Here is a 21,748-nt window from a genome sequence, read left to right on the forward strand (position 1 = left end):
TTATCTTTGTTTTTTATAGAAACCATTATTAATTGGCAACTGCTTTGAACTACCTCAAATTAAAACTGACCCTTTCGCCCGACTTTACCGAGATCTTTATGGCCGAGCTGGCCGAGCTTGGCTTTGAATCATTCGTAGAAACCGACGAGGGCCTCGATGCCTACATCGTAGAAACTGATTTTGATGAAAAAAGCCTACGGGAACTGCTGGTCAAATATCAGGCTATCACAGCAATAGGGTATTCTTGGCAAGCGTTAGAGAAAAAGAACTGGAACGAGGAGTGGGAGCGGGGGTATGAGCCCATCGAGGTAGGAGAGGCGATCCGGGTACGGGCGCTGTTTCATGAGCCGGACGCTCGTTTTGAGCACGAATTACTCATCACCCCTAAGATGTCGTTCGGCACGGGCCACCACGAAACTACCTGGCTGGTGATGAACGAACAACTCAGCCTGCCCCACACGGGGGTCGACGTACTGGATGTCGGTTGTGGTACGGGCATCCTGGCCATTCTGGCCCGCAGGCTGGGGGCAGCGGCGCTGCTGGCGTTTGATATCGACGAGTGGGCGGTGGAAAATACGCAGGAAAATTTTTCGTTAAATGAAGTCACCGAACCAGCGGAGGTATTCCAGGGTACCATCGCCGAGGTACCTGCAGCGCGGCGCTTCGGCGGCATTCTGGCCAATATCAACCGTAATATTCTATTGAACGAAATCCCCCGCTATGTGCAGTACCTTTTGCCTGGGGGCTGGTTGGTGGTGAGCGGATTCTATGAAACCGATGCCCCGGATATCATCCGCTGTGCGGAAGCGCAGGGACTGACGTTCCAGCGCATGAACACCCGAAACCAGTGGGCTATGGTGGTTTTTGAAAAGTGATGAGGGGTGATTCACATCTGGGCCGTGAATCTTTGAGGGGCGCGTTACAAAAGCGCCAAGACAAACATAAACTAGACCGATCTTACATGAGACTTACTAATACCTTTGCCCGCCTGACGCTTTTCCTTCTGGTCTGTGTGGGAATAGGTACCCTACACGCCCAGAGCCTGAAATTCTCGGAAGACCCGGGTACCTTCATTACTGAGGTCAAAAAGGTGATGGAAAGCAGCCGCAATCCGCTCTATGCCAAAACCGCGCAGGAGTTGGATAGCATCTGGATGAGTGCACCTTCGGCGTCCCAGCAGGCGCAGTTCGTGAAAATAATGCGCCGATTGGTGGAGAAAGGCCAGAAGGTCGGGCCCGTTTTCAACCTCCTCATGCACAATTTTCGCACTCTGGTCATCCAGCCTGAAGCCGATGTGAACGGTTTTCTGGCCACACTCGACCGCGCCAGCGAACTCTATGATGGTAAGGTGTTGCAGAAAGTGTTGGAATCCATGCAGTTGTTGCTGGATAAACATCAGCTTTATAACTCCAATTATAACAAACTGTATGTAGTGGCAGGGAGCTACCGGTTCCGTTTCGATGATTCCCAGCCCGATAAGGACGCTCCCCAGGCAGCGGCGCCAGCCAATGACGGCTGGGATACCCCATCCGATACCGCGACGCTCGTTAAGGCCCCATCTGAACCACTCCCTGTCCTGACGGGAGCCTTGGTCGACTTGAAGGACGCCTCCTTTGCGATGGTTTCTGGTGGAGATTCTGCTGTTTTCGGGCCCAGTACGGGGGCGGTCTCACTCCGTGCGGGTACCTTTGTGGGTAAAGGCGGTAAGTTCGATTGGTCGCTGGCGGGCGATCCGTCCATTTATGTGGATTTGGGCGACTACACCTTCAACGCGGTTAATCCGAGGCTGAACATCGAGAACGTCACGCTGCATAACGAATCCCGCCTGGAAAAGCCCGTGCGGGGCGTTTTTGAATTTAAGCCTACCCGTCGCCCCGCTGGAAAGCCATCCACTTACCCTCGTTTTGTATCCCAAAGAAATGACGCGGTGCTGCGCAACAGCCGTAAGAGCGTACTCTATAAAGGGGGCTTCAGTCTGGTGGGTACTACGGTGTACAGTACGTCCCTCAGTAATGAACCGGCCCAACTTTATGTGACTTACAACGATAAGCCCGCCTTCCGGATGGCCAGCCGCCGTTTCACGATGACCGATTCTACAGTAGCGGCGCAGGTCGCCGAGCTATCCCTGCCTTTGGGAAGTGATTCGCTGTACCATCCGGGGGTACGCTTCCGGTACAGTGATGATGCCGGGCAATTACGACTCGAACGGGCCGACAACACGCCTTATGCCAGCCTGCCTTATGTGGATGGGTACCATAAAATGAATATCTGGGCGGAAGCCATGCGATGGGATTTCCCCAAAGAGCAGGTGGAGTTTTATATGATTGTGGGCAAGAAAGAGCTTCCCGTGCGGCTCGAATCCTTCGATTATTTCCGGAAGCAGCGTTTTTCCGGCATTGCCGAGGAGCTGGGATTCCAGCCATTGCTGATGGCGGCCAACTACGTCCAAACCAAAAAAGTACAGTCGTTCTCGCCCTACGATCTGGCCAATCAGTACCGGCAGGATGCCACCATCATGCGGAATGCGCTGGAAAGGCTTTCGCTTGACGGTTATTTTATCAGCGATCCCCTGGCCGACCAGTACCGGCTATCTCGTAAGGGTGTCATGTACATACTGGCTAGTGTGGACAAGAGCGATTACGATAATTTTCAGATAATCTCCCAATTTGAGGCTAATAGCGAACTCGCCAACGCTACCATTTCGCTTAAGGACACCTTAATGACGGTGCGGGGAGTAGAGCGATTTGTGGTAAGCGATTCACTGAAAATTGTGGCCATACCTTCGGATAAAAAAGTCGTGATTGGGCGGGGGCGCGATTTTACATTGAACGGACAGTTGAAATCGGCTAATTTTCGCTTTACCGGCTCGGGCCTCAAATTCGATTACGATCAGTTTTTTGTCAGTCTCAACCAGGTGGATTCCATCACCTACACGCCCCAGGAAAAGTACGCTAAGGGTATGAGCAATGAAGTGGGTGGCCACGTGAAGTATGAAAAAGGCGGCACTTTTTTCCTCAGCGACCCCAAGAACAAATCCGGGCGTCAGAAGGGTGGAAAGTCACCACGGATCGTGATTCCCGAGGGCATGACGGTCTATTTTGACCAGCCCGAGCGGAAAAATCTGACGTACAATCGGGAGGTTTTCTTCAAAATCCCAAAACTGGATTTCGATAGCCTGGACAAGCGTGATGTCGTGTTCGTAGGTACCTTTAATTCGGATGGTATCCTACCCCCATCAAAACCACGCTCAAAAGCATGGACGACAACTCACTGGGATTTGAGTACAAATCGTCTGTTCCGCTGAAACTGTATCAGAGCAATTCGAACCTCAAACTCACCGAACCGTTGGTGATGGACAATAAGGGGTTACGCTCGGTGGGGGTACTTAGCCACCTGGCCGCCACCATTCCGGCGGAGGAAATGCTGCTCACCACGGATTCCCTTATTGCTTCCGGCAGTGAGGCAACGATCAAGGAAGCTACCCTGGGCAAGGGGTACTTTCCCAAGGTGGAGTTAAAAAATTACTCCCTGCGCTGGTTCCCGAAAGTAGATAGCATGTTCATCGTCACCCAAGGCAACTCATTTAACTTTTATGCCGGTACTACGCAATTGGAAGGTGGGTTACTGCTGCGTTCAGCGGGGTTGTTTGGCCATGGCGTATTGAAACGAAAGGACTCGGAGCTGATTTCTGAGGATATCAAATTCAACAAGGAAGGTTTCGTGGCTAATAAAGCGCAATTCACTTTGACCGCCGGGCAGGAGAAGTCGTTTCGACCCATTCTTTTGGGAAAAAACGTAAATGTGGATTTCAACATTGCCAAGAATTTCGCGGACCTGTCGACTACCGGCTCAGGTTTTGGGACTGATACTTCCGCCATGGAATTTCCCTATGCCTCCTACCGCACGTCTATCAACAAAGCCCGCTGGAACATTGCCAACAAAACCATCGCCATGAAGGGTGATGTGGCCAACTCCACCTTTGCGGCCACCGCCCCCGAGCAGGAAGGGTTGGCCTTTAACGGCTCCGCCGCCCTCTACGAAATCGAAAAAATGACGCTCAACATCAGCGGGGTACCCTACATTCGTACTGCTGACGTGAAAATAATTCCTGACAAGGGAGTGGTCAGTGTGCGGAAGAACGGTGAGATGGCGGACTTCAAAAATGCACGCATCGAGATCGATACGCTCAACAGCTCACATCGCCTCAAAAACGCCAACATCCACATCGTGTCGCGCAATCGTTTCGAGGGGTCGGCAACCTACCAATATGTGACCTCGCGGAAGGATACCTTCAACATCAAGATGGAGAACTTCGAACTACGCGAGGCTGGGCCACAGGTGGCCGATGCATCCCGGAAAACGAAGAAAGGTACCCTCTCCGAAGCGCCGGTAGGTATGCTGTATACTACCGCCCGTGCTGAGGTACGGGAAGAGGACAAATTTATGCTGGCTCCCCGCATGCAATACAAGGGTAGCGTCAATCTGATCGCCTACGAACCTACCCTGCAACTGGATGGCTTGGTACGGCCTATGCTCAAGCCGCGGCCCGACTTGTCGAGTTCCTGGATTACCATGAAAGAAAGCAGCGCCGATTCGACGGGGGCGATAACGATCAAGGTTAATAAAAACCTTAAAAACGAGATAGAAGAGCCCTTGTTTGCCGGCCTCCACTACCGATCGGGAGGAGGGATGTACATGAGTTTCCTATCGCCCAAATTTACCGAGCGTGACCAGGATATTTTTACCGCGCAGGGAAACCTGAGTTATGATGAAGAAGGCCAGATGTTTCGGATTATGCCCCCGCCGGGTTCAGACGGACTGATCAACGAAGCCAATGCTTTTACATTTGATGATAAGAAAGGGGTAGCTGCTTTTGCCGGACCGCTCAAGATCACGGCCTCGGATCTGATCCGTGCCTCGGGGCTGGTTAATATCCAGGTGGACAGCGCCCGTTACGACCTGAACACGATGCTACTGTTCCACTTACCCGTTTTGTCGGCCATCACGACGGATCTGGCTGCCAAAATCGTGCAGACCAACCTTGACGAGCAGAACAGCGACCCCGCCGAAGATGATCCTGATCGCCTGAATACCAAGCTGGCTGCCCTGATCGGGTCGAAGGCGGCGGATGAGTACGCCACCAAGACGGCTGCTGGGTATAAGCCGCTTTTTGAGGCTTCTTCTGACCTGGATGCGTCGATGGTACTTTCCAATGTCAACCTTCGCTGGTCGGATACGCACGGGGCGTATTTCTCGTTGGGAAAAATCGGAATGTCCAATCTGGGCCGCAGCGATATCAATGCGCAGATGGAAGGGGTATTTGAATTGCGCCGTACGGATGCGGGGGATGAGTTCGGCCTGTACCTGGAACTGTCGCCCGATGTGTGGTACTACATGGATTACGCTCAAAACCAACTGGGCATTGTGTCGTCGGACGTGAACTTTAACGACCAGATTTTGGCTAAATCAAAAAATGCGAAGACTAAGGACATGGAATTGATCCCCCTAGGTTTTGAGGAAAAAGCTATGTTCCTGGATCGCTTCTCGGACTTTTATCAACCTGCGCTTAAAAAAGCCATGCTGGCCAAAGCAGCGGCCGCTAAAAAGGAAGCCAAGAAAAAAGTGGAGAAAAAGAAAGCCGAAGCCGCCGAAGGTTTTTGAGATGAACTATTTTGCGTACAATTTTTTTCTTTATTAACACAAAAAACATTTAAGTGACCGATTTGTCTTGGTTAATTGATTTTGAATTGTATTTTTGTGCGCAACCTGGGTTTACTTCTTGAAATAATACAAAATGACTTTCGGCTTATTTCTCATTACTTTCACTGGAGCTTATTTGTTAGGTTCTATTCCCACATCAGTTTGGTACGGCATCGGCTACTTTGGGGTGGATGTACGGCAGCATGGTAGCGGTAATGCCGGTGCTACCAATACGTTTCGGATTTTAGGAAAAAGGGCAGGAACGATTGTCATGTTGATCGATGTCCTGAAGGGATGGACGGCCACCTGCCTGGCCTTGCTTTTGTACTATTTTAACGAGATAGGAGAAGATCAACTGCTTACCTATAAAATCGTATTTGGACTGATTGCGATTGTGGGTCATATTTTTCCCGTATTTGTCAGATTCAAAGGCGGCAAAGGAGTGGCTACCCTGCTGGGCATGGTACTGGCGGTACATGGCGAACTGGCTCTGGTGTGCATCACCATTTTCATTCTCACTCTCCTGGCTTCGCAGTTCGTGTCCCTTAGCTCCATACTGGCTACTTTGGCTTTTCCGGTGTTTTCGCTGCTGGGTGTTTTCGGACAGCCCGATCCCCTATTGGTAGCCTTCGGTTTTGTCATGTTTATTTTGGTAGTCATCACCCATCAGAAGAACATAGTGCGGTTGTTGAAAGGTAATGAAAACCGGGTAGACCTATTCGGCGAGTCCAAGCGACAAGTCTGAATGCTATCTGACCGATATGATATTTTGCAGGAGTCTCCCGAATGCTGGTTCGGGAGACTCTTTTTTATTCACAGGTCGCCAGATTTGGGACACCTCCCGTTAATGGTTAGTTTTGTTGTGAGGGGTACCTTTACCGGGCCCGTCTCATGCATCAAATCTCAATCCAAACAATATGCAAACTTATCTGGAAAGTAATAAAGAACGGTTCCTGGGTGAGCTCTTCGAACTGCTTCGCATCCCTTCGGTGAGCGCTGACTCCAAATTCAAGGACGACGTACGCCGGGCGGCCGAATTTGTCCGTCAGAGCATTGAGGATGCCGGAGCCGATTGGGTCAAAATTTTCGAGACTCCGGGTCATCCTATCGTGTACGGTGAAAAGATCATCAATCCCGCCGCGCCCACAGTGCTGATTTACGGGCACTATGATGTGCAACCCGCCGATCCGTATGAATTGTGGGATTCACCACCTTTCGAACCAGTCATTAAAAACGACCGCATCTACGCGCGCGGGGCCTGTGATGACAAAGGACAGTTCTTTATGCACATCAAGGCACTGGAACTCATGTTGGCTACCCGGACGCTCACCTGCAATGTAAAGATCATGATCGAGGGAGAGGAGGAGGTAGGTTCCGATCATCTGGGTGAGTTCGTGAAAACGCATCGTGACATGCTGGCCTGCGACACTATCCTAATTTCGGACACCAGCATCATCGCCAACGATGTACCCTCCATCGAGGTAGGTTTGCGCGGCCTTACTTACTTAGAAGTGGAAGTAGTCGGCGCCAACCGTGACTTGCATTCGGGCGTGTACGGTGGAGCTGTGGCCAATCCAATCAATGTACTGTGTGAGATGATTGCATCACTCCATGATGAAAACGGCCATATCACTATTCCCGGCTTTTACGACAAGGTAGAAGAACTTACCGAGGCTGAGCGCCAAGCCATGAATGAAGCACCCTTTGATTTGCAAGAGTACAAGCGTGACCTGCTCATTGAGGATGTGGCAGGCGAAGCGGGGTACACAACCATTGAGCGTACCTCCATCCGACCTACCCTGGATGTAAATGGTATTTGGGGCGGGTACATGGGCGAAGGGGCCAAAACCGTGCTACCCTCCAAAGCTCACGCCAAAATATCCATGCGGCTGGTACCTAACCAAACCGACAAAGAAATTGAAGAGAAATTCACAAAGCACTTCCTTTCCATTGCTCCACCCTCGGTGAAAGTGAGCGTGAAGCCCCATCATGGTGGTTTACCCTATGTCAATCCCACTGACTCGGTCGAGTACGAAGCAGCCTCGCTGGCGATGGAAGAGTCGTTCGGTAAGAAGCCCATTCCTACGCGCGGTGGCGGTAGCATTCCTATTGTAGCCTTATTCGAGCAGGAATTGGGGCGAAAGAGCATCCTGATGGGTTTCGGCCTGGATATCGACGCCCTGCACTCACCCAACGAAAGCTACGGCCTTTTTAACTATTTCAAGGGTATCGAGACGATTCCTCTATTTTTCAAGCATTATGCGGAATTGAAAAAGGAGTGAGGGTATAGTTCATTATGCATTCTCGGTTTTGAGTTAGGTGTCAGGGTTTTACCAAAATTTTTCCCCACCTGCCCGGTGCGTCAGCATGTTCGACGGCCCTGGCTATTTCGTCCAGACCGTAGGTAGCTTCCACAGGAAGCTCTACTTCGCCGCTCGCCAGCCAGCCGATTACCTGCTGGGCGACCTGTGCGCGGGTTTGGGAATCGGCCTCACTCATCCATTGTGGTAGCCAAAAACCTTTGATGGTGATTTCTTTGAAAATCATCAGGCCTACATCGAGGCGTGGATTCTGCTGACTCAGCAATCCAAAAACCAGTATTTTACCGCCCTGCGCCACGCACTTCATAGCCGCTTCGGTGGTGGCGCCGCCTACGGAGTCCAGCACGCACTTCACGCCCTGACCACCCGTAATTTCGCGGACGCGCGCGGGTAGGTTTTCCGTTTCGGTATTGACGACTTGGTTCAGTCCCAGTTTTTTCAAATCGTCATTCAGGTCGTCGTGGCGCACGGTACCTATGGTCTTGATCCCTTTTTTGTGACATAGCTGAGTTACCAGCTTCCCGTAGGCTGAGCCGCAGGCGGTAATCATAAGCCATTCCCCGGCTTGTACGCCCGACTCCTCCACCATGGCCCAGGCTGTAAAGGGGTTCACAAAGAGTTGGGCCGCTATTTCGTTCGGAATAGATTCAGGGAGTGGGATAGTGGCTTTCTGATTCACGACCAGGTATTCCCCCCAGCTACCTACCCCCGTAAAACTCACCCGACTTCCCACGGGTAGCCGTACCCCTTCACCCACAGCTTCCACTACGCCTACTCCCTCAAATCCCGCCCCTGAGGGGAGCTGCGGCCGGATACCGTACCGCCCCTGCACAAAGGAAAGATCGGAGGGGTTGATAGGACTGGCGATGATTTTGATCAAAACCTCATCGGCTACCGGTTGAGGGGTAGGTTTTTGGACAGATTGCAATATTTCGGCCGGTTTGCCGATCTTTTCGAACTGGATGGTTTTCATAGGATGTCAATAGGTACATGATAAATTTAACTTTTTCCCGAAAAAATTAGACCTTGGGTTGCAATTGCTTTGCCAATAGTTGGTAAGGTAGGGACTTTGGAAAGTCTTTTCTACCTTTAAAGTTTGAAGAATGAAAAAGCGCTGCAAGGTAGCACGCTTGAAAATATAATAGAGAAAATGGCTGACAGCCAAAGGCCGTTGGCAACAATTGACCCCTTTACATGACTGAGTTCCAGGCTTACCTCCAATTAGGATTTGAACACATTGCTGACCCCAACGGATATGACCATATTTTGTTTGTCGTGGCCCTCTGCGCCATCTATACCTTGCGCGACTGGAAAAAGGTACTGATTCTGGTGACGGCCTTCACGCTGGGCCATTCCCTGACGCTGGCTCTGGCCACGTTGCAAATCATATCGTTCCGGCCGGATGTCATCGAGTTTTTGATTCCCATAACCATATTAATCACGGCTATTGTCAATATGTTTCACCGCATCCCGAAAACGACGCTGGTCACCCAGGAAAAAAGCTCCCCCCTGCGCTACCCCCTGGCGCTGGGTTTTGGACTGATCCACGGCCTGGGATTTTCGAGCTACCTGCGAAGTCTGCTGGGCGATGAATCGGGCATTTTTCAGCCGTTGCTGGCCTTCAATGTAGGGCTTGAACTAGGACAGCTATTGATTGTGCTGATTGCGCTAATACTGGCGTTTTGTGTAATAGACTTGGCCCGGGTACCCAAGCGCACGTGGAATTTTATACTTTCAGGAATCATTGCGGGCATGGCCTTGTCATTGATCATCAATAATGCGCTTTTCAAGGAAATAATCTCGGGAGGATTCCAACAATAACTTTTTCAAATTGAAACTTAACCCAATCTAAATTCAGTAAACTTCATGAAACAATTACTCTTCCTGGCGGTCGCTTTTCTGGCGGCGTGGGGCGTGCGGGCACAAAACGCAAACCCCAACAACTACAAGGCCAATACGACCTTTGAGCAAATGGGCACCGCCCTACCTACCCCCAACACCTACCGGACTGCCTCGGGAGCGCCCGGCAAGGAGTACTGGCAACAGCGCGCTGACTACGACATCAAGGCGGAGCTCGACGACGAAAATCAGCGCATTATCGGCTCAGAGGTGATTACGTTTTTCAACAATTCGCCTGATGACCTGACCTACATCTGGATGCAATTGGACCAGAACCTATTCGAGAAGGATGCTGTGGGCGGACTGACCCGGACAGGTACCATCAGCGAAAAGGGGATGAGTACCCGGCAGCTACAGGCGATGAACGCCGGACGCGGGTCGAGCCTCGATCCGAAAAAACAGTATGGCTACAACATCACTGCCGTAAAGGATAAGGCGGGTAAAGCGCTGCACCATGTAATCAATGGTACCATGATGCGTATCGACCTACCTACCGCGATGAAGCCCAACACAAACTTTGTGTTCAGCATAGACTGGAACTACTACATCACCGAGTACTATGGACGTAGTGGCTACGAATTCTACGAAAAAGACGGTAACTATAATTACTTCATCGCGCACTGGTTTCCACGCCTGGCCCCTATGATGATGTTTACGGCTGGAATCACAAGCAGTTTCTGGGTCAGGGTGAATTCTCGCTCATTTTTGGAAACTACAAGGTGGCCATCACCGTACCCGACGACCACATCCTGGGCGCCTCAGGAGAATGCCAGAACTACAATCAGGTACTGACCAGTGATCAGAAGAAACGCTTGAAAGATGCTGAGAACGCTACTACGCCTGTCATTATCGTGACGCAGGCGGAGGCCATAGAAAACGAGAAAACCAAGCCTACGGGCAAGAAAACTTGGATATACAAGGCCGACAATGTACGTGACTTTGCCTTTGCCAGCAGCCGCAAGTTTATCTGGGATGCCATGAAAACCGATGTGTACGGCAATGGCCGTAAGATTTGGTCCATGTCGTTCTATCCCAAAGAGGGCAATCCTTTATGGGAGCAGTATTCGACCCGCGCGGTGGAACATACTCTGCGATCGTACGGCAACCGAACGTTCGAGTACCCCTACCCGGTGGCCATTTCGTGCCATGCTACCGCAGGCGGTGGCATGGAGTACCCCATGATTTCCTTCAACGGCGGCCGGCCCGAACCGGACGGTACCTACAGCGAGGGTACCAAATACGGCATGATCGGCGTCATTATCCACGAGGTAGGTCACAACTTCTTCCCCATGATCGTGAACTCCGACGAGCGACAGTGGACGTGGATGGATGAAGGACTCAATACCTTCTGCCAGTACCTGGCCGAGAAAGAGTGGGACTACAACTACCCTACCCGCCGGGGCGAAGCGCAGAGCATTACCGACTACATGGCATCGAGCAAAGACGTACTTTCACCCATCATGACGTCGTCGGATAACGTGATTGGCCTGGGACCCAATGCCTACGCCAAGCCCGCCGCCGGGCTGAACATCCTGCGCGAAACCATCATGGGCCGTGAGCTGTTCGACTATGCGTTCAAAGAGTACGCCAACCGCTGGAAATTCAAAAGCCCTACGCCCGCCGACTTCTTCCGTACGATGGAAGATGCTTCGGGCGTAGACCTCGACTGGTTCTGGAAAGGTTGGTTTTATGGGGTAGAACCCGTGGATCAGGCGCTAGTGAGCGTGGATTGGTTTAGCGTGGATACGCAGAATCCCGAAATCGAGAAAGCACTGGCGCGCGAAGAAGCCGCCCGGAAGGCCAATACGATCAGTAAGCAACGCGACGCGCTGACCAAGGATCAGACCGTCGTGGCGCAGGATTCATCAATGGCCGATTTCTACAACCGCTACGACCAATTCAAAGTCACACCCCAGGATCGCAAGAAGTACGACGATTACCTGGCGAGCCTGTCGCCCGAAGAGCGTGATCTGGTGCAGTCGAATACGAATTTCTATACCCTAAGTGTGAAAAACAAAGGCGGACTGGTAATGCCCGTGATCGTGCGTATGGAGTTTGAAGATGGCACAGACTCGATAGCCCGCTTCCCGGCTGAAATCTGGCGCTTCAACGATCAGAGCATTCAGAAGGTCATATCTACCAAAAAGAAGGTAAAACAGTGGACGCTGGACCCCTACCAGGAAATTGCGGACATTGATACGGAGGACAATTCCTTTCCTCCGGTGCCCAAGCCTACCCGCTTCCAGATATACAAGCAGCAGCAGTACCAACGTCCTCTGAACCCCATGCAGGCTGAGCAAAAGCAGACCGGCGCCGCGAAGCTAGGTAGTGGCAGTGGGAATAGGTGACGCTAAAAGGAGTATGAGCTTTCTACGTCCTTAGGGGGTCAAAGGAACCTTTGGATTTGCTGTATAAAAAAGCCCTGTATGATAGATACAGGGCTTTTTGTGGAAATATAACGGGCATGTCCTATTGGGTTATATAGCCGACTTACAGAGTCACTTTGCCATGATCGCCTTCGTCGTCCTGGGTACCTGTAACGAGGGCTTTGGCAATATGGTAGGCTTGCACCATTTTTGAAGAACTGCTGTCCCAGTATTCGGCTTCCCTGATTTTTACTTTTAACACGGTCAGATCGGGATCTTCCAGGCCCTTGGGAAACCAGGCTTTAGCAATCGGGCTCCACAATTCTTCTTTCACGGCGGGGTCGTCCACAAGGGATGCCGTACCTACTACCGATACATAGGACTGGGCGTCGGTATCGGCGTATGCTACGTTCACATTAGGATGCTTCTGCAACTCTTCCGTCTTGTGCGAACTGCGGCTGGTCAGGAACCAAAGACAGCCGTCGGCATCGAGTTTCTGGGTTTGCATCGGGCGGCTGCGGTGATCACCGTCATCTTGCATAGTGGTCAGCATACCTACCTCAATGGAATCAATTATCTCCTGGACCTTAGTCAGTTCGTGGGCCATTTCTTCGGTTTTCATGTCGTTAAAAGTTTAAGGAAAAAGTGTTTATGTCCCCTTTCACCTAACAAAATGATGCCAGAAAGTAAAATTGTCCATAGGTAGGACATTGCCTATACGTAAAATAAAACCTGCTCGCAGTGTTGAAAAATGTACCCATCCAAACCTAATCGGGCCTGAATGCATTACTCTTTAGGCCCAAATGCCAGGTCACCTGCATCGCCCAGGCCGGGCACAATGTAGAAATGCTCATTGAGGTGGCTGTCCACCGTGCCCAGCCACAGCCGGCATTCAGGCATCCGGTCTTGGATGTGGGCAACACCTTCGGGACTGGCGATCACCGCGGCCACGTGGACTTGGGCCGGAGTACCAAACTGTAACAGTGCCTGGTACACTTTTTCCAATGACCGTCCGGTCGCCAGCATGGGGTCCATCAGGATAAGCGTCTTATCCTGTAGGCTGGGGCTGGCAATGTAGTCCATCTCCACCTGAAAAGTGTCGTCCTGTGCATGTGGCCCGCGGTAGGCGCCGACAAAAGCATTTTCGGCCTGGTCGAAAAGGTGGAGAAATCCCTGATGGAAAGGCAAACTGGCCCTCAGGATAGTAGCCAGCACAAGGGGCTGATCGAGTAAGGTACCCCGGGCGGGGCCTAACGGGGTATGAATTGTTTCATGCCTGTAGGTCAATGTCTTGGATATTTCGTAGGCCAAAACCTCGCCTACACGCTCAATGTTTCGTCGGAAACGCATCCGGTCAGTTTGTAGCGAAGTGTCGCGGAGTTCAGTCAGAAAGCGATCGGCGATGGAAGGGGTGTGGGAGAGAATGAACATGGTACGGGAGGTTTTGGAAAAAACAGTTACGATTATACGAATGGTTTGGCTAATTTGGCACTTTTAAACCGAATTGATCACCACCGTCAATCTCTATGCGGGCTATTTCAGTAGTAAAAAGTCATAAAATGACCGTCTATATGACTCGAATGACCCGTATTGGAATGATTTGTGGTTTCCTCATAATCCTAGCGATTTCCAACTCCTTAGGCCAGAGTACCTTCATTCCCCTCAATGACGATTACTACCACCTCATCGATCGGCTTGAAATAAAAAGGGGCAAATTTACCGAAGGGTTCCACACCAATATGAAACCCTTCGAACGTCGAGCGGTAGTAGCCCTGACCGACAGTATTGCCCAAGAAGGTAGTGTGGGCCTTACCTACGTGGACCGCACTACGATCGAATACTTACGCCAGGACAGCCGGGAGTGGGTCACATCGTCTACTTTGGCTCTGGACAGTGCCGCGCTCAGCCTATCCAGGGTGGGGTCTATCACGAAGCCTCCCCGCCCCAAACGCCGGACTTTTTTCAACTATCCCGCCGATCTGTATAGCCTGCAAACGGATGACGTGGATCTGCACGTGAATTTTACAACCAACAACTATGTAGGCAAGGAAAACAACACCGACCAGGCACTGTGGTTCACGGGACGCGGCGTGGAAATACGTGGTATGATTAATCAGAAGCTGGGATTTTATACCTATGTCTCCGACAATCAGGGCATTTTCCCTAAATACGTCCGCAATTACATCGGCCGATATGGCACACCGGGTGAGGGATTGGCCAAACCCCTCGGCGGCAAAGGATTGGATTTTCTTTCGGCCCGGGGCTACATCACGTTCCGCCCGCTGAAAAGTATTAATGTGCAGTTTGGCCACGACCGCAATTTTGTGGGTAGTGGTTACCGTTCCATGATTCTTTCGGACAACAGCAGCCCCTATCTCTTCCTACGCATCGACACACACTTGGGTAAGTTCCTGTATACCAACCTATGGTCGAGCATGATCAACCACCAGAATTTCAGGGGAAGGGATCTGTTGAGGGCTAAGAAATACACGGCCATGCATCACCTCAGTGTCAATCTTTCCGACCGTTTCAACATCGGGATATTTGAAGCGGAGGTGTTCAGTCGCGACAGTACCGGCGGCGGGTACGACCTCAATTACCTGAATCCGATCATTTTCTACCGTTTTGTGGAGTCTTATCTGGGTAGTGAGGACAATGCATTTCTGGGAGTGGATTTCCGTTGGCTAGTAGCCCGGCGCGCATCCATTTACGGGCAGTTTATGATGGATGAGTTTCTGACCAAGTACTACTTCAGCAACCGGGGGTCATGGACCAAGAAATACGGCGCGCAGTTAGGATTTAAGTACGTGGATGCCTTTGGAATAGCCAATCTCGATCTTCAGGGGGAGTACAATGTGGCCCGTCCCTACACCTATACGCACCGTGACGGCGGGCGGGACTACACCCACTTTCGGCAGCCGCTTGCTCACCCGCTGGGGGCCAATTTTCGGGAGTTTCTGGGGATTCTCCGTTATAAAATCACCCCTCGCCTGACGGCTTATGGTACCCTGATGTGGACTAAACAGGGGGTAGATTATGATGGCAACAACTGGGGCGGAAACCTGTTGCTGGATTATGAAACCCGCGTGAGTGACTTCGGAAACCGCATCGCTCAGGGGGTACCCCTATACACCCGATTTGCCGATCTGCGCGTTTCCTACATGCTATTCCACAATCTGTTCATAGAGGGCCGTTTGCTGAGCCGCCGCGAAGAAACGCCGCGTTATAAAATACAGCAGAAAACCCGCCTGTCCTCCATTGCGCTTCGGTATAATATGCCCTACCGACAGCAGACTTTTTGATTTTTCCTTCCTTGTGGCGTACACCTCTCAAAGCCGCTTGTCGACTTCAGCCATACCTAGATTTCGGTTACACAATCAAACACAGCTTAAATTTCCCGCCCCATGAAACTCTCTGTACTCATACCTGCTTTCAACGAGCAAGCTACCATTCGCAGCGTACTGGAAAGATTAAATGAGATATCTTTCGTTTATCCCATTGAAAAAGAAATCATTCTTGTCGATGACTGTTCCACCGATTCTACGGGTAGTATCGTTATGGACTTTTTCCGGCAGTATCCCGCGCTTGATGTCAAATATTTCAGGCATGAGGTGAACAAGGGTAAGGGGGCGGCTCTGCACACGGGCATCCGGGAAGCGAGCGGTGATCTGATTATTGTGCAGGATGCCGATCTGGAATATGATCCGCAAGAATATAATTTACTGTTGAGGCCCATTTTCGAAGGCTACGCGGATGTGGTATACGGGTCAAGGTTCATGGGCGGAAATCCGCACAGAATATTGTTTTTTTGGCATACAATCGGTAACAATTTCCTGACATTCCTGAGCAATATGCTCACCAACCTGAACCTCACCGACATGGAAACCTGTTACAAATTATTCCGGGCAGAAATCATAAAAAACGTCAGGCTGGAAGAAAAACGGTTTGGTTTCGAGCCCGAAGTGACGGCAAAGATTGCACAGATTCCCAAAATCAGAATCTACGAAGTGGGCATTTCCTACTATGGCAGGACCTACGACGAAGGAAAGAAAATCAACTGGCGCGACGGATTCAGAGCCATTTACTGCATCCTGAAATACAATCTCTTCCGATAGCACCGATGGCGGCCAATCGTGCCAAGTGATTTCGGCCAGGTACATGGTGGGCTTGGGTTAAATCCCTACTCAACCACGAGTTGAGCCGAACTACGCTCCCCCTGCCCATTGTGGAATACCAGGATATACTTTCCCGGAGCTAGACTGGCTAGAGAAAGTGTGGTTTCAACAGTCTGTGTTAGATCGCTGCTGAGCCGGAGAATTCCGTTCAGGTCGAACAGGGAGAGACGGCCCGATACGGGCGCTTCGAAACGGACGACCACGAAGTTTCGGGTAGGGTTGGGAAAAGCAGTCCACGACAGGACTTGCGGCGGAAACAGAGTCAGTATAGTTTCTGTTCTGACTTCCAATTCCACGAAGGGCGATTCCGAAGTAGTACCTACCGCTTTGACCCGGTAGGTATAGGAGGTATTGGGTTCAACACCTTTATCCACGAAAGACACCGACTTTTCATCGTACTGAGCTACCTTGCTGAAATTCCCTTCGCCCGTCTTTTTCCTTTCCAATTGATATTTTATTCCGTCGGCTGCCACGGGCTGCCAACTTAGTCCGACAGTCGTTCCACCACCCGTGGCCTGGGGTTCACTTTTAAAGCCGGCAATGGCCAGGGGATCGGCAATGGCTGCCTCGTGGAAAGAGAAAGCCGTCAAGCCGTTTTTATTCTTCAGAAACGGGCCGGGAAAGATGGGGAATACATCCACATTGGTATAAGCGGGTAGATAGTTGAGGGTACGGGCGGTTACGGCGGACGTTAGTTTAAGCTCAATCCGGTTATCCTGAACTTCGTAGGAAGCAATGGGAGCTGCCTGGGCCTCATTGCCATCCAGGAAAAACCACGAACTTCCCCCCAGCTTTTTCATCACTCCGTTGCGATCGGCTACCAGCGTATCCTGAGGCCACATCATTTTCTGACCTTCATCAAACACTAAGGTGATGGCTTTCTTATCGGGCGAAGTGTAGAACACTTTTCGAATAGTGGGCGATTTCCGGTTGGGATCTTCGGGGGTACCATAGAAGAGCGGAGAAATAAAACCGAACAGCTGCTTGGCCAGGGCCAGGTACCCCTCCCGCTCGTAGTGTACCCCATCGTAATAGGGTAGGCCGACGGTAGCAAAATTCAGGGTTTTGGGATAAAGCTCCCCGGTACGTCGCTGAAAGTCGCGCAGAGCACCCGCTTTGTAGTACCGATTGAACAGAATATTGATCTGCATTACCACGAAGTTTTCAACCATCGGGTAATCCCTCTGCCACATGCGGTGAAGCTGGTCGAATTTCTGATCGTAGCCATCGAAGCCATCGGGACCTGAAAGCGCATCGTCTTCACCCTGTAACCAGAAAAAGGCACGAATACGCTGAGCACCCGAGAGGGTAATGCGCTGCCGGAGTAAGTCGTAGATTGTAGCCGGGGTATTGGGCTGACTGAGCAGGTGCTCACTGATTCGGGTGCCGGGAATCGAGCCGTTGAGCACACAGGTAGGAATGCCGTATTTTTCCATAATCATCTTCTGAAGCTCGATGCCCCAGATACCTACATTAGGGAAAGAATAACCCGACCTGATCCAGAGAGTATCGGCGGGAGAGTAGGCAGGACTGTTGTCGGGAATGCGGCCAATGGTACGGCAATATTCGCTCGAAAAGTTCGATCCGCCCACGGCCAGCGCGTTGGACTGACCATTGATGACGTAAAAGTCGCCGGCCACGACATCGTCACGGCGCACGATCAGGACCGAATCTGTGGCATTTTTGTTAGCGTATACCTCGAATGAATATTCCGCGAGTTCAGCCTTGATCTGGGGTGCCATTGAAAAGGTACCCTTTGCACTGCCGGTAGCATACTGAATGCCTGATCGCTGGTACGAGATACGCTGACCGTTCCGGAAGGTCACCACCGACATGTGGCTCCATCCGGCGAGCTCGATACCCCCCGAAATGGGTATGGCTGCCTCATTGGACTCATTGCGGGCGTAAAGCTGGAAATTCCGGGGGAGTTGGTCGAATACTACACTGAAGAAGCGCTGGGCGTTGCCCTCGAGGGCAGTACAGGCCAGTAGTACCGCCATCCCGATTTTGTAAAAGTTCTTTCCCATGAAATGCCGATACGTAGGTTAGGCGGGTGAATCTGTTTTTTGGTCATGCAACCGATAGGTACCCAAACTCCAGTACTGATCAAACAGAGCCAGGAACCACAGTACCATAATGGTGGGCATGATGTACTTGTCCCATGACAATTGCGCTTTGCCCAATAATAGCAAATTAACCACCACCACGAATCCAGTCAGGCTCATGGCCGGTGACAGGAAGCGCATCAGGGTAGCCAACATCAGGGAGCCAAATACCAGTTGCTTAAAAATACCGGTAATGCCCATTATTTCCAAAAGACGGTCGAAATATCCCAGGTAGGGCCAGTCGAAATAGCTGTTGTGGGTTTGCCGGGCAGGAAAGAAAAAGACCAACATCAGCACGAGCAACACCAGCCCGATGAACAGTTTGGGGTACCTCCGAGGGTAGTCTGTATAATAATTCCAGCTCCGGGTGAATGCCGTTTCGAGCAGGAGGTAGTAAAAAGCCAAAATCGCCGAGGCATACAGTACGAAACCCCCGTTGTAGAGTACGGCGGTATTATATTGTTGGCGGCGCATTTCCTCGGCAGGGGCCGCCCCGCCCCACAAAAGCATCCAGGGTAGTAGACTAAGGCAAGCCAGGGCGTAAGGATACAAGGTAGCATGGCCCAATGCCTTCAGAATAGCGCTTTTCGAATTTTCGGCTTGATTGTAAACAAGGTAGCATTCGTACAGGAAGATCGCCGCGGGAAATGCCAAAGCATACTGCCTCGAACAAATGGCCGCAATGAAATATAGACAAGCTACCCAATGCTGTTTTTTAAGGTACATGATTACACCCAGAAGTACGGCAAGCATCGGAATGATGTCCGTGTAGTAATGGACGCTACATAAATAGTAATTCGGGAATACGAGTAACCCGAACAGGCAAAGCCAGAAGCGACGGGAGTGGTTGGGACTTGACCAGATAAAAAGAAGGATAATGATGAAACTCAGCAGAAAATTGAGCAGGCGAAGGTACCTGATATCATCACCCAGCAGGTTGACCACCCAGCCACCCAGAATGAAGGGGAGGGGAGTGTTCAGTTCATTAAAGGTTTTGAGGAGTTCTACCGAAGGAATTGGTTGTTCGCTGAACCTGAGCGCAGTAGCGTAATAGTGGATCTCGTCCTGGTAGATCTCGAAATGGAATTGATTTTTGTAGATATAGACAAGAGCGAAAATGAATACGGCTCCTGCAGTAGCGATTAATTTTCGGGAAGGTAGGTCTTGAAAAAAAGAATTTTTGACAGCCATGTGCGAAATTAGGTAATTTTGGGATTTCGCCATTTGAATTGCCCATGCATTCGAAGAAAATATTACCCAACCTCAATGGTATTCGGAGTATTGCGGCACTTATGGTACTATTCCACCATATTGAGCAGGCCAAGGAAGCACTTGGCATCCCCAATATCTATCACCTCGACCTGATAAAGCACATCGGCAGGCTGGGCGTCGGACTGTTCTTCGTCCTCAGCGGCTTTCTGATCACCTACCTCTTGTTGCAGGAAAAGGGCCATTATGGCAACATTGACACCCGGCGCTTCTACCTGCGCCGGGTGTTCAGAATCTGGCCCACCTATTTTCTGATCGTAGGACTGTCGTATTTTGTGCTACCCTACCTTTCGCTGTTCGCCTATCCCGGTGCGAACGAAAACGTTTTCACGCATTATGGCGCGCGATTGTTTTTCCTGCTTCTGGTATTACCCAACTACGCCTTTGTCCTGTACGACTTGCCCTACTGGTGCGCTCAGGCATGGAGCATCGGGGTTGAGGAACAGTTCTACTATTTATGGCCCTGGCTCATCAAGTACCCCCGTAATTGGATTATTATCCTTGTGGTTTTCCTGCTGCTCACGTCGGGTCTGTTGGCTATCAGCATTCTGTGGCTGTCGCCCGCTCAGGCAGAGCCCCTGACAATCATCGGTACCTTCCTGGGGCAGTTCCGGATTCAGATCATGGCCGTGGGCGGCTTTTGCGCTTATCTGGCTTTCAATGACATTCGCCCTATTCTGGACGTACTGTATCGCAAAGAATTACAAATCGGAGTGTATGTGTCAACGGCACTATTGCTCCTGTCGGGGATTCACTTTCCGGGTTTTATGGAGATATATTCTCTGCTTTTCGGCTATATTATTCTCAATCTGGCCACCAATCCCAAGAGCATTATCAACATCAGAGGTTGGTTTATGAATTACAGCGGCAAAATTTCGTACGGACTGTACCTGTATCACGTAGTGGTCATGGTAGGTGTGCTGAATGTCCTTGAAAATTTCAGAACAAGCCTGAACCAATGGGCATACAACGGGCTATTGTATGTTTCGGTCGTGGTACTTTCCATTGGAGTGGCGGCAGCCTCGTACGAGTACCTGGAAAGACCTTTGTTGCGCTATAAAGATGAACGGTTCGGGCGCTAGCGGGGTAAGGCGGGTAATTCGGACATGGTATAGAACCGCAGCCCCAGGCTATCGGCCTGTTCGACCAAATAGCGCATGAATGATATCTGAAAGCCGTATTCATCCGGTTTTGGCGCAGAATGCAGGGGCTTGTGTCCGAAAAGCATCAGGACAGTACCTGTGTCCCGAGCCTTCACCAGAGCCTCCCGGATCTCATTCCGGCTTATGTTCGCCTCGGCATCAATCAAAAGTGCATCGACGCCGGGACCACTTCCAGCAGAATAATATACGAACGGATGGTACTTGGGCGGAATATGGTAGAGTGGTAGTCCGTAGATCGACCGCTCGGCTTTGGCTACATCCCTGAGGATGGTGAAGCCCTGAGCCAGCAGAACGGAGTCGGCCCTGGCCGTATGGTTACCCCCGGGGTGGGCATAGGAGGTGGGGTTGAAGCCTGCGGCCCGGAGGTATTCCAGCCCCGGACGTATTTCGGTATTTAGGTACCCCTCTGCTCCCTCATTCCGAAGCAGCAGCGTAGCATTGCCGTGGATGGTACCGTGGTAGCCCACTTCGTGGCCGGCCTGCTGTAAAGTACGCAGCATGGCTACTTCTTTTTGGGAAAGCGGGGTAGGACAGCTTAAGAAAAAAGTGGCTTTGGCATGGTACCTTGCAAGGACAGGAGCGAACTGGTACCATTCTTCAATAAAATGATCATCGAAAGAAAGGGCCACCCCACCCTGACGCCTGGTGGAATCACGAGAGGAATCACAACCCAACACGAAAAAAAAAAGGACAAGAAAGTGTGCAAAACGGATTATTTCCCTCATACTTGTCATGGCCGGATGCCCAGGT

Annotated in this window: 15 protein-coding genes and 1 pseudogene; 10 read left to right on the forward strand and 6 right to left on the reverse strand. The window is 51.1% G+C overall.

What is annotated here, in order from left to right:
* The first annotated feature begins 44 nt into the window (after positions 1–44).
* The 5 genes from prmA to GBK04_RS13165 all read left to right on the forward strand — a co-directional run bounded on the left by prmA (position 45) and on the right by GBK04_RS13165 (position 7,982).
* Positions 45–875, forward strand: coding sequence for a 50S ribosomal protein L11 methyltransferase (prmA, locus tag GBK04_RS13145; protein ID WP_152760342.1), 831 nt, complete (start codon positions 45–47; stop codon positions 873–875).
* 86 nt (positions 876–961) lie between these two features.
* Positions 962–3,304 carry a hypothetical protein gene (locus tag GBK04_RS13150; RefSeq protein ID WP_152760344.1) on the forward strand — a complete coding sequence of 781 codons (2,343 nt, stop codon included), beginning with the start codon at positions 962–964 and terminating at the stop codon, positions 3,302–3,304.
* A complete protein-coding gene (locus GBK04_RS13155) occupies positions 3,256–5,661 on the forward strand; it encodes a hypothetical protein (RefSeq protein WP_152760346.1) in 2,406 nt (801 codons plus the stop codon). The genes GBK04_RS13150 and GBK04_RS13155 overlap by 49 nt, the downstream gene beginning before the upstream one ends.
* Positions 5,662–5,794: 133 nt before the next feature.
* Positions 5,795–6,445 (forward strand): glycerol-3-phosphate 1-O-acyltransferase PlsY, encoded by a 651-nt coding sequence (plsY, locus tag GBK04_RS13160; protein ID WP_152760348.1) that lies wholly within the window; start codon positions 5,795–5,797, stop codon positions 6,443–6,445.
* 172 nt (positions 6,446–6,617) lie between these two features.
* Positions 6,618–7,982, forward strand: coding sequence for a dipeptidase (locus GBK04_RS13165; protein WP_152760351.1), 1,365 nt, complete (start codon positions 6,618–6,620; stop codon positions 7,980–7,982).
* A 40-nt stretch (positions 7,983–8,022) separates the two neighbouring features.
* Here GBK04_RS13165 and GBK04_RS13170 read toward each other — a convergent pair whose 3' ends face one another.
* Positions 8,023–8,994 (reverse strand): zinc-dependent alcohol dehydrogenase family protein, encoded by a 972-nt coding sequence (locus GBK04_RS13170; RefSeq protein ID WP_152760353.1) that lies wholly within the window; start codon positions 8,992–8,994, stop codon positions 8,023–8,025.
* 221 nt (positions 8,995–9,215) lie between these two features.
* On the opposite strand from GBK04_RS13170, the gene GBK04_RS13175 reads away from it, so the two are divergent.
* Both GBK04_RS13175 and GBK04_RS13180 read left to right on the forward strand, forming a co-directional pair.
* Positions 9,216–9,842: a HupE/UreJ family protein gene (locus GBK04_RS13175; RefSeq protein ID WP_152760355.1), complete on the forward strand. Its 627-nt coding sequence runs from the start codon at positions 9,216–9,218 to the stop codon at positions 9,840–9,842.
* Positions 9,843–9,887: 45 nt separating this feature from the next.
* Positions 9,888–12,268, forward strand: a pseudogene (locus GBK04_RS13180) (M1 family metallopeptidase).
* 142 nt (positions 12,269–12,410) lie between these two features.
* Here the strand turns inward: GBK04_RS13180 and GBK04_RS13185 are convergent.
* Entirely contained in the window at positions 12,411–12,908 is a 498-nt protein-coding gene (locus tag GBK04_RS13185) for a pyridoxamine 5'-phosphate oxidase family protein (RefSeq protein WP_373330953.1), read from the reverse strand.
* Positions 12,909–13,072: 164 nt separating this feature from the next.
* Positions 13,073–13,717: a uracil phosphoribosyltransferase gene (gene upp, locus GBK04_RS13190; RefSeq protein WP_152760357.1), complete on the reverse strand. Its 645-nt coding sequence runs from the start codon at positions 13,715–13,717 to the stop codon at positions 13,073–13,075.
* Between the two features lie 149 nt (positions 13,718–13,866).
* On the opposite strand from upp, the gene GBK04_RS13195 reads away from it, so the two are divergent.
* Both GBK04_RS13195 and GBK04_RS13200 read left to right on the forward strand, forming a co-directional pair.
* Complete coding sequence (locus tag GBK04_RS13195; protein WP_152760359.1) at positions 13,867–15,588, forward strand: hypothetical protein; 1,722 nt, start codon at positions 13,867–13,869, stop codon at positions 15,586–15,588.
* 102 nt (positions 15,589–15,690) lie between these two features.
* Entirely contained in the window at positions 15,691–16,401 is a 711-nt protein-coding gene (locus tag GBK04_RS13200) for a glycosyltransferase family 2 protein (protein ID WP_152760361.1), read from the forward strand.
* A gap of 65 nt (positions 16,402–16,466) precedes the next feature.
* Here the strand turns inward: GBK04_RS13200 and GBK04_RS13205 are convergent, their stop codons facing one another.
* Both GBK04_RS13205 and GBK04_RS13210 read right to left on the reverse strand, forming a co-directional pair.
* The gene (locus GBK04_RS13205; RefSeq protein WP_152760363.1) at positions 16,467–18,488 is read right to left on the reverse strand and encodes a T9SS type A sorting domain-containing protein; all 2,022 of its coding nucleotides are present in this window, start codon (positions 18,486–18,488) and stop codon (positions 16,467–16,469) included.
* An 18-nt stretch (positions 18,489–18,506) separates the two neighbouring features.
* Positions 18,507–19,757 carry a hypothetical protein gene (locus GBK04_RS13210; RefSeq protein ID WP_152760365.1) on the reverse strand — a complete coding sequence of 417 codons (1,251 nt, stop codon included), beginning with the start codon at positions 19,755–19,757 and terminating at the stop codon, positions 18,507–18,509.
* 44 nt (positions 19,758–19,801) lie between these two features.
* Between GBK04_RS13210 and GBK04_RS13215 the strand changes: the two genes are divergently transcribed.
* Complete coding sequence (locus GBK04_RS13215) at positions 19,802–20,917, forward strand: acyltransferase family protein (RefSeq protein ID WP_152760367.1); 1,116 nt, start codon at positions 19,802–19,804, stop codon at positions 20,915–20,917.
* On the opposite strand, the gene GBK04_RS13220 is transcribed toward GBK04_RS13215, so the two are convergent.
* Positions 20,914–21,723: a polysaccharide deacetylase family protein gene (locus GBK04_RS13220; protein ID WP_373330954.1), complete on the reverse strand. Its 810-nt coding sequence runs from the start codon at positions 21,721–21,723 to the stop codon at positions 20,914–20,916. The two genes, GBK04_RS13215 and GBK04_RS13220, sit on opposite strands and share 4 nt — an antisense overlap.
* Positions 21,724–21,748 lie beyond the last annotated feature (25 nt).

This window comes from Salmonirosea aquatica (assembly GCF_009296315.1).
In the GTDB taxonomy this organism is placed as follows: domain Bacteria; phylum Bacteroidota; class Bacteroidia; order Cytophagales; family Spirosomataceae; genus Salmonirosea; species Salmonirosea aquatica.

What these genes read in the sequence shown, in the direction of transcription:
- GBK04_RS13195 (WP_152760359.1), top strand. Translation starts at nt 13,867, where the DNA reads ATGACCCGTATTGGAATGATTTGTGGTTTCCTCATAATCCTAGCGATT.
- GBK04_RS13185 (WP_373330953.1), bottom strand. Translation starts at nt 12,908, where the DNA reads ATGAAAACCGAAGAAATGGCCCACGAACTGACTAAGGTCCAGGAGATA.
- GBK04_RS13165 (WP_152760351.1), top strand. Translation starts at nt 6,618, where the DNA reads ATGCAAACTTATCTGGAAAGTAATAAAGAACGGTTCCTGGGTGAGCTC.
- GBK04_RS13205 (WP_152760363.1), bottom strand. Translation starts at nt 18,488, where the DNA reads ATGGGAAAGAACTTTTACAAAATCGGGATGGCGGTACTACTGGCCTGT.
- plsY (WP_152760348.1), top strand. Translation starts at nt 5,795, where the DNA reads ATGACTTTCGGCTTATTTCTCATTACTTTCACTGGAGCTTATTTGTTA.
- GBK04_RS13210 (WP_152760365.1), bottom strand. Translation starts at nt 19,757, where the DNA reads ATGGCTGTCAAAAATTCTTTTTTTCAAGACCTACCTTCCCGAAAATTA.
- upp (WP_152760357.1), bottom strand. Translation starts at nt 13,717, where the DNA reads ATGTTCATTCTCTCCCACACCCCTTCCATCGCCGATCGCTTTCTGACT.
- GBK04_RS13215 (WP_152760367.1), top strand. Translation starts at nt 19,802, where the DNA reads ATGCATTCGAAGAAAATATTACCCAACCTCAATGGTATTCGGAGTATT.
- GBK04_RS13150 (WP_152760344.1), top strand. Translation starts at nt 962, where the DNA reads ATGAGACTTACTAATACCTTTGCCCGCCTGACGCTTTTCCTTCTGGTC.
- GBK04_RS13155 (WP_152760346.1), top strand. Translation starts at nt 3,256, where the DNA reads ATGGACGACAACTCACTGGGATTTGAGTACAAATCGTCTGTTCCGCTG.
- GBK04_RS13170 (WP_152760353.1), bottom strand. Translation starts at nt 8,994, where the DNA reads ATGAAAACCATCCAGTTCGAAAAGATCGGCAAACCGGCCGAAATATTG.
- GBK04_RS13220 (WP_373330954.1), bottom strand. Translation starts at nt 21,723, where the DNA reads ATGAGGGAAATAATCCGTTTTGCACACTTTCTTGTCCTTTTTTTTTTC.
- GBK04_RS13200 (WP_152760361.1), top strand. Translation starts at nt 15,691, where the DNA reads ATGAAACTCTCTGTACTCATACCTGCTTTCAACGAGCAAGCTACCATT.
- GBK04_RS13175 (WP_152760355.1), top strand. Translation starts at nt 9,216, where the DNA reads ATGACTGAGTTCCAGGCTTACCTCCAATTAGGATTTGAACACATTGCT.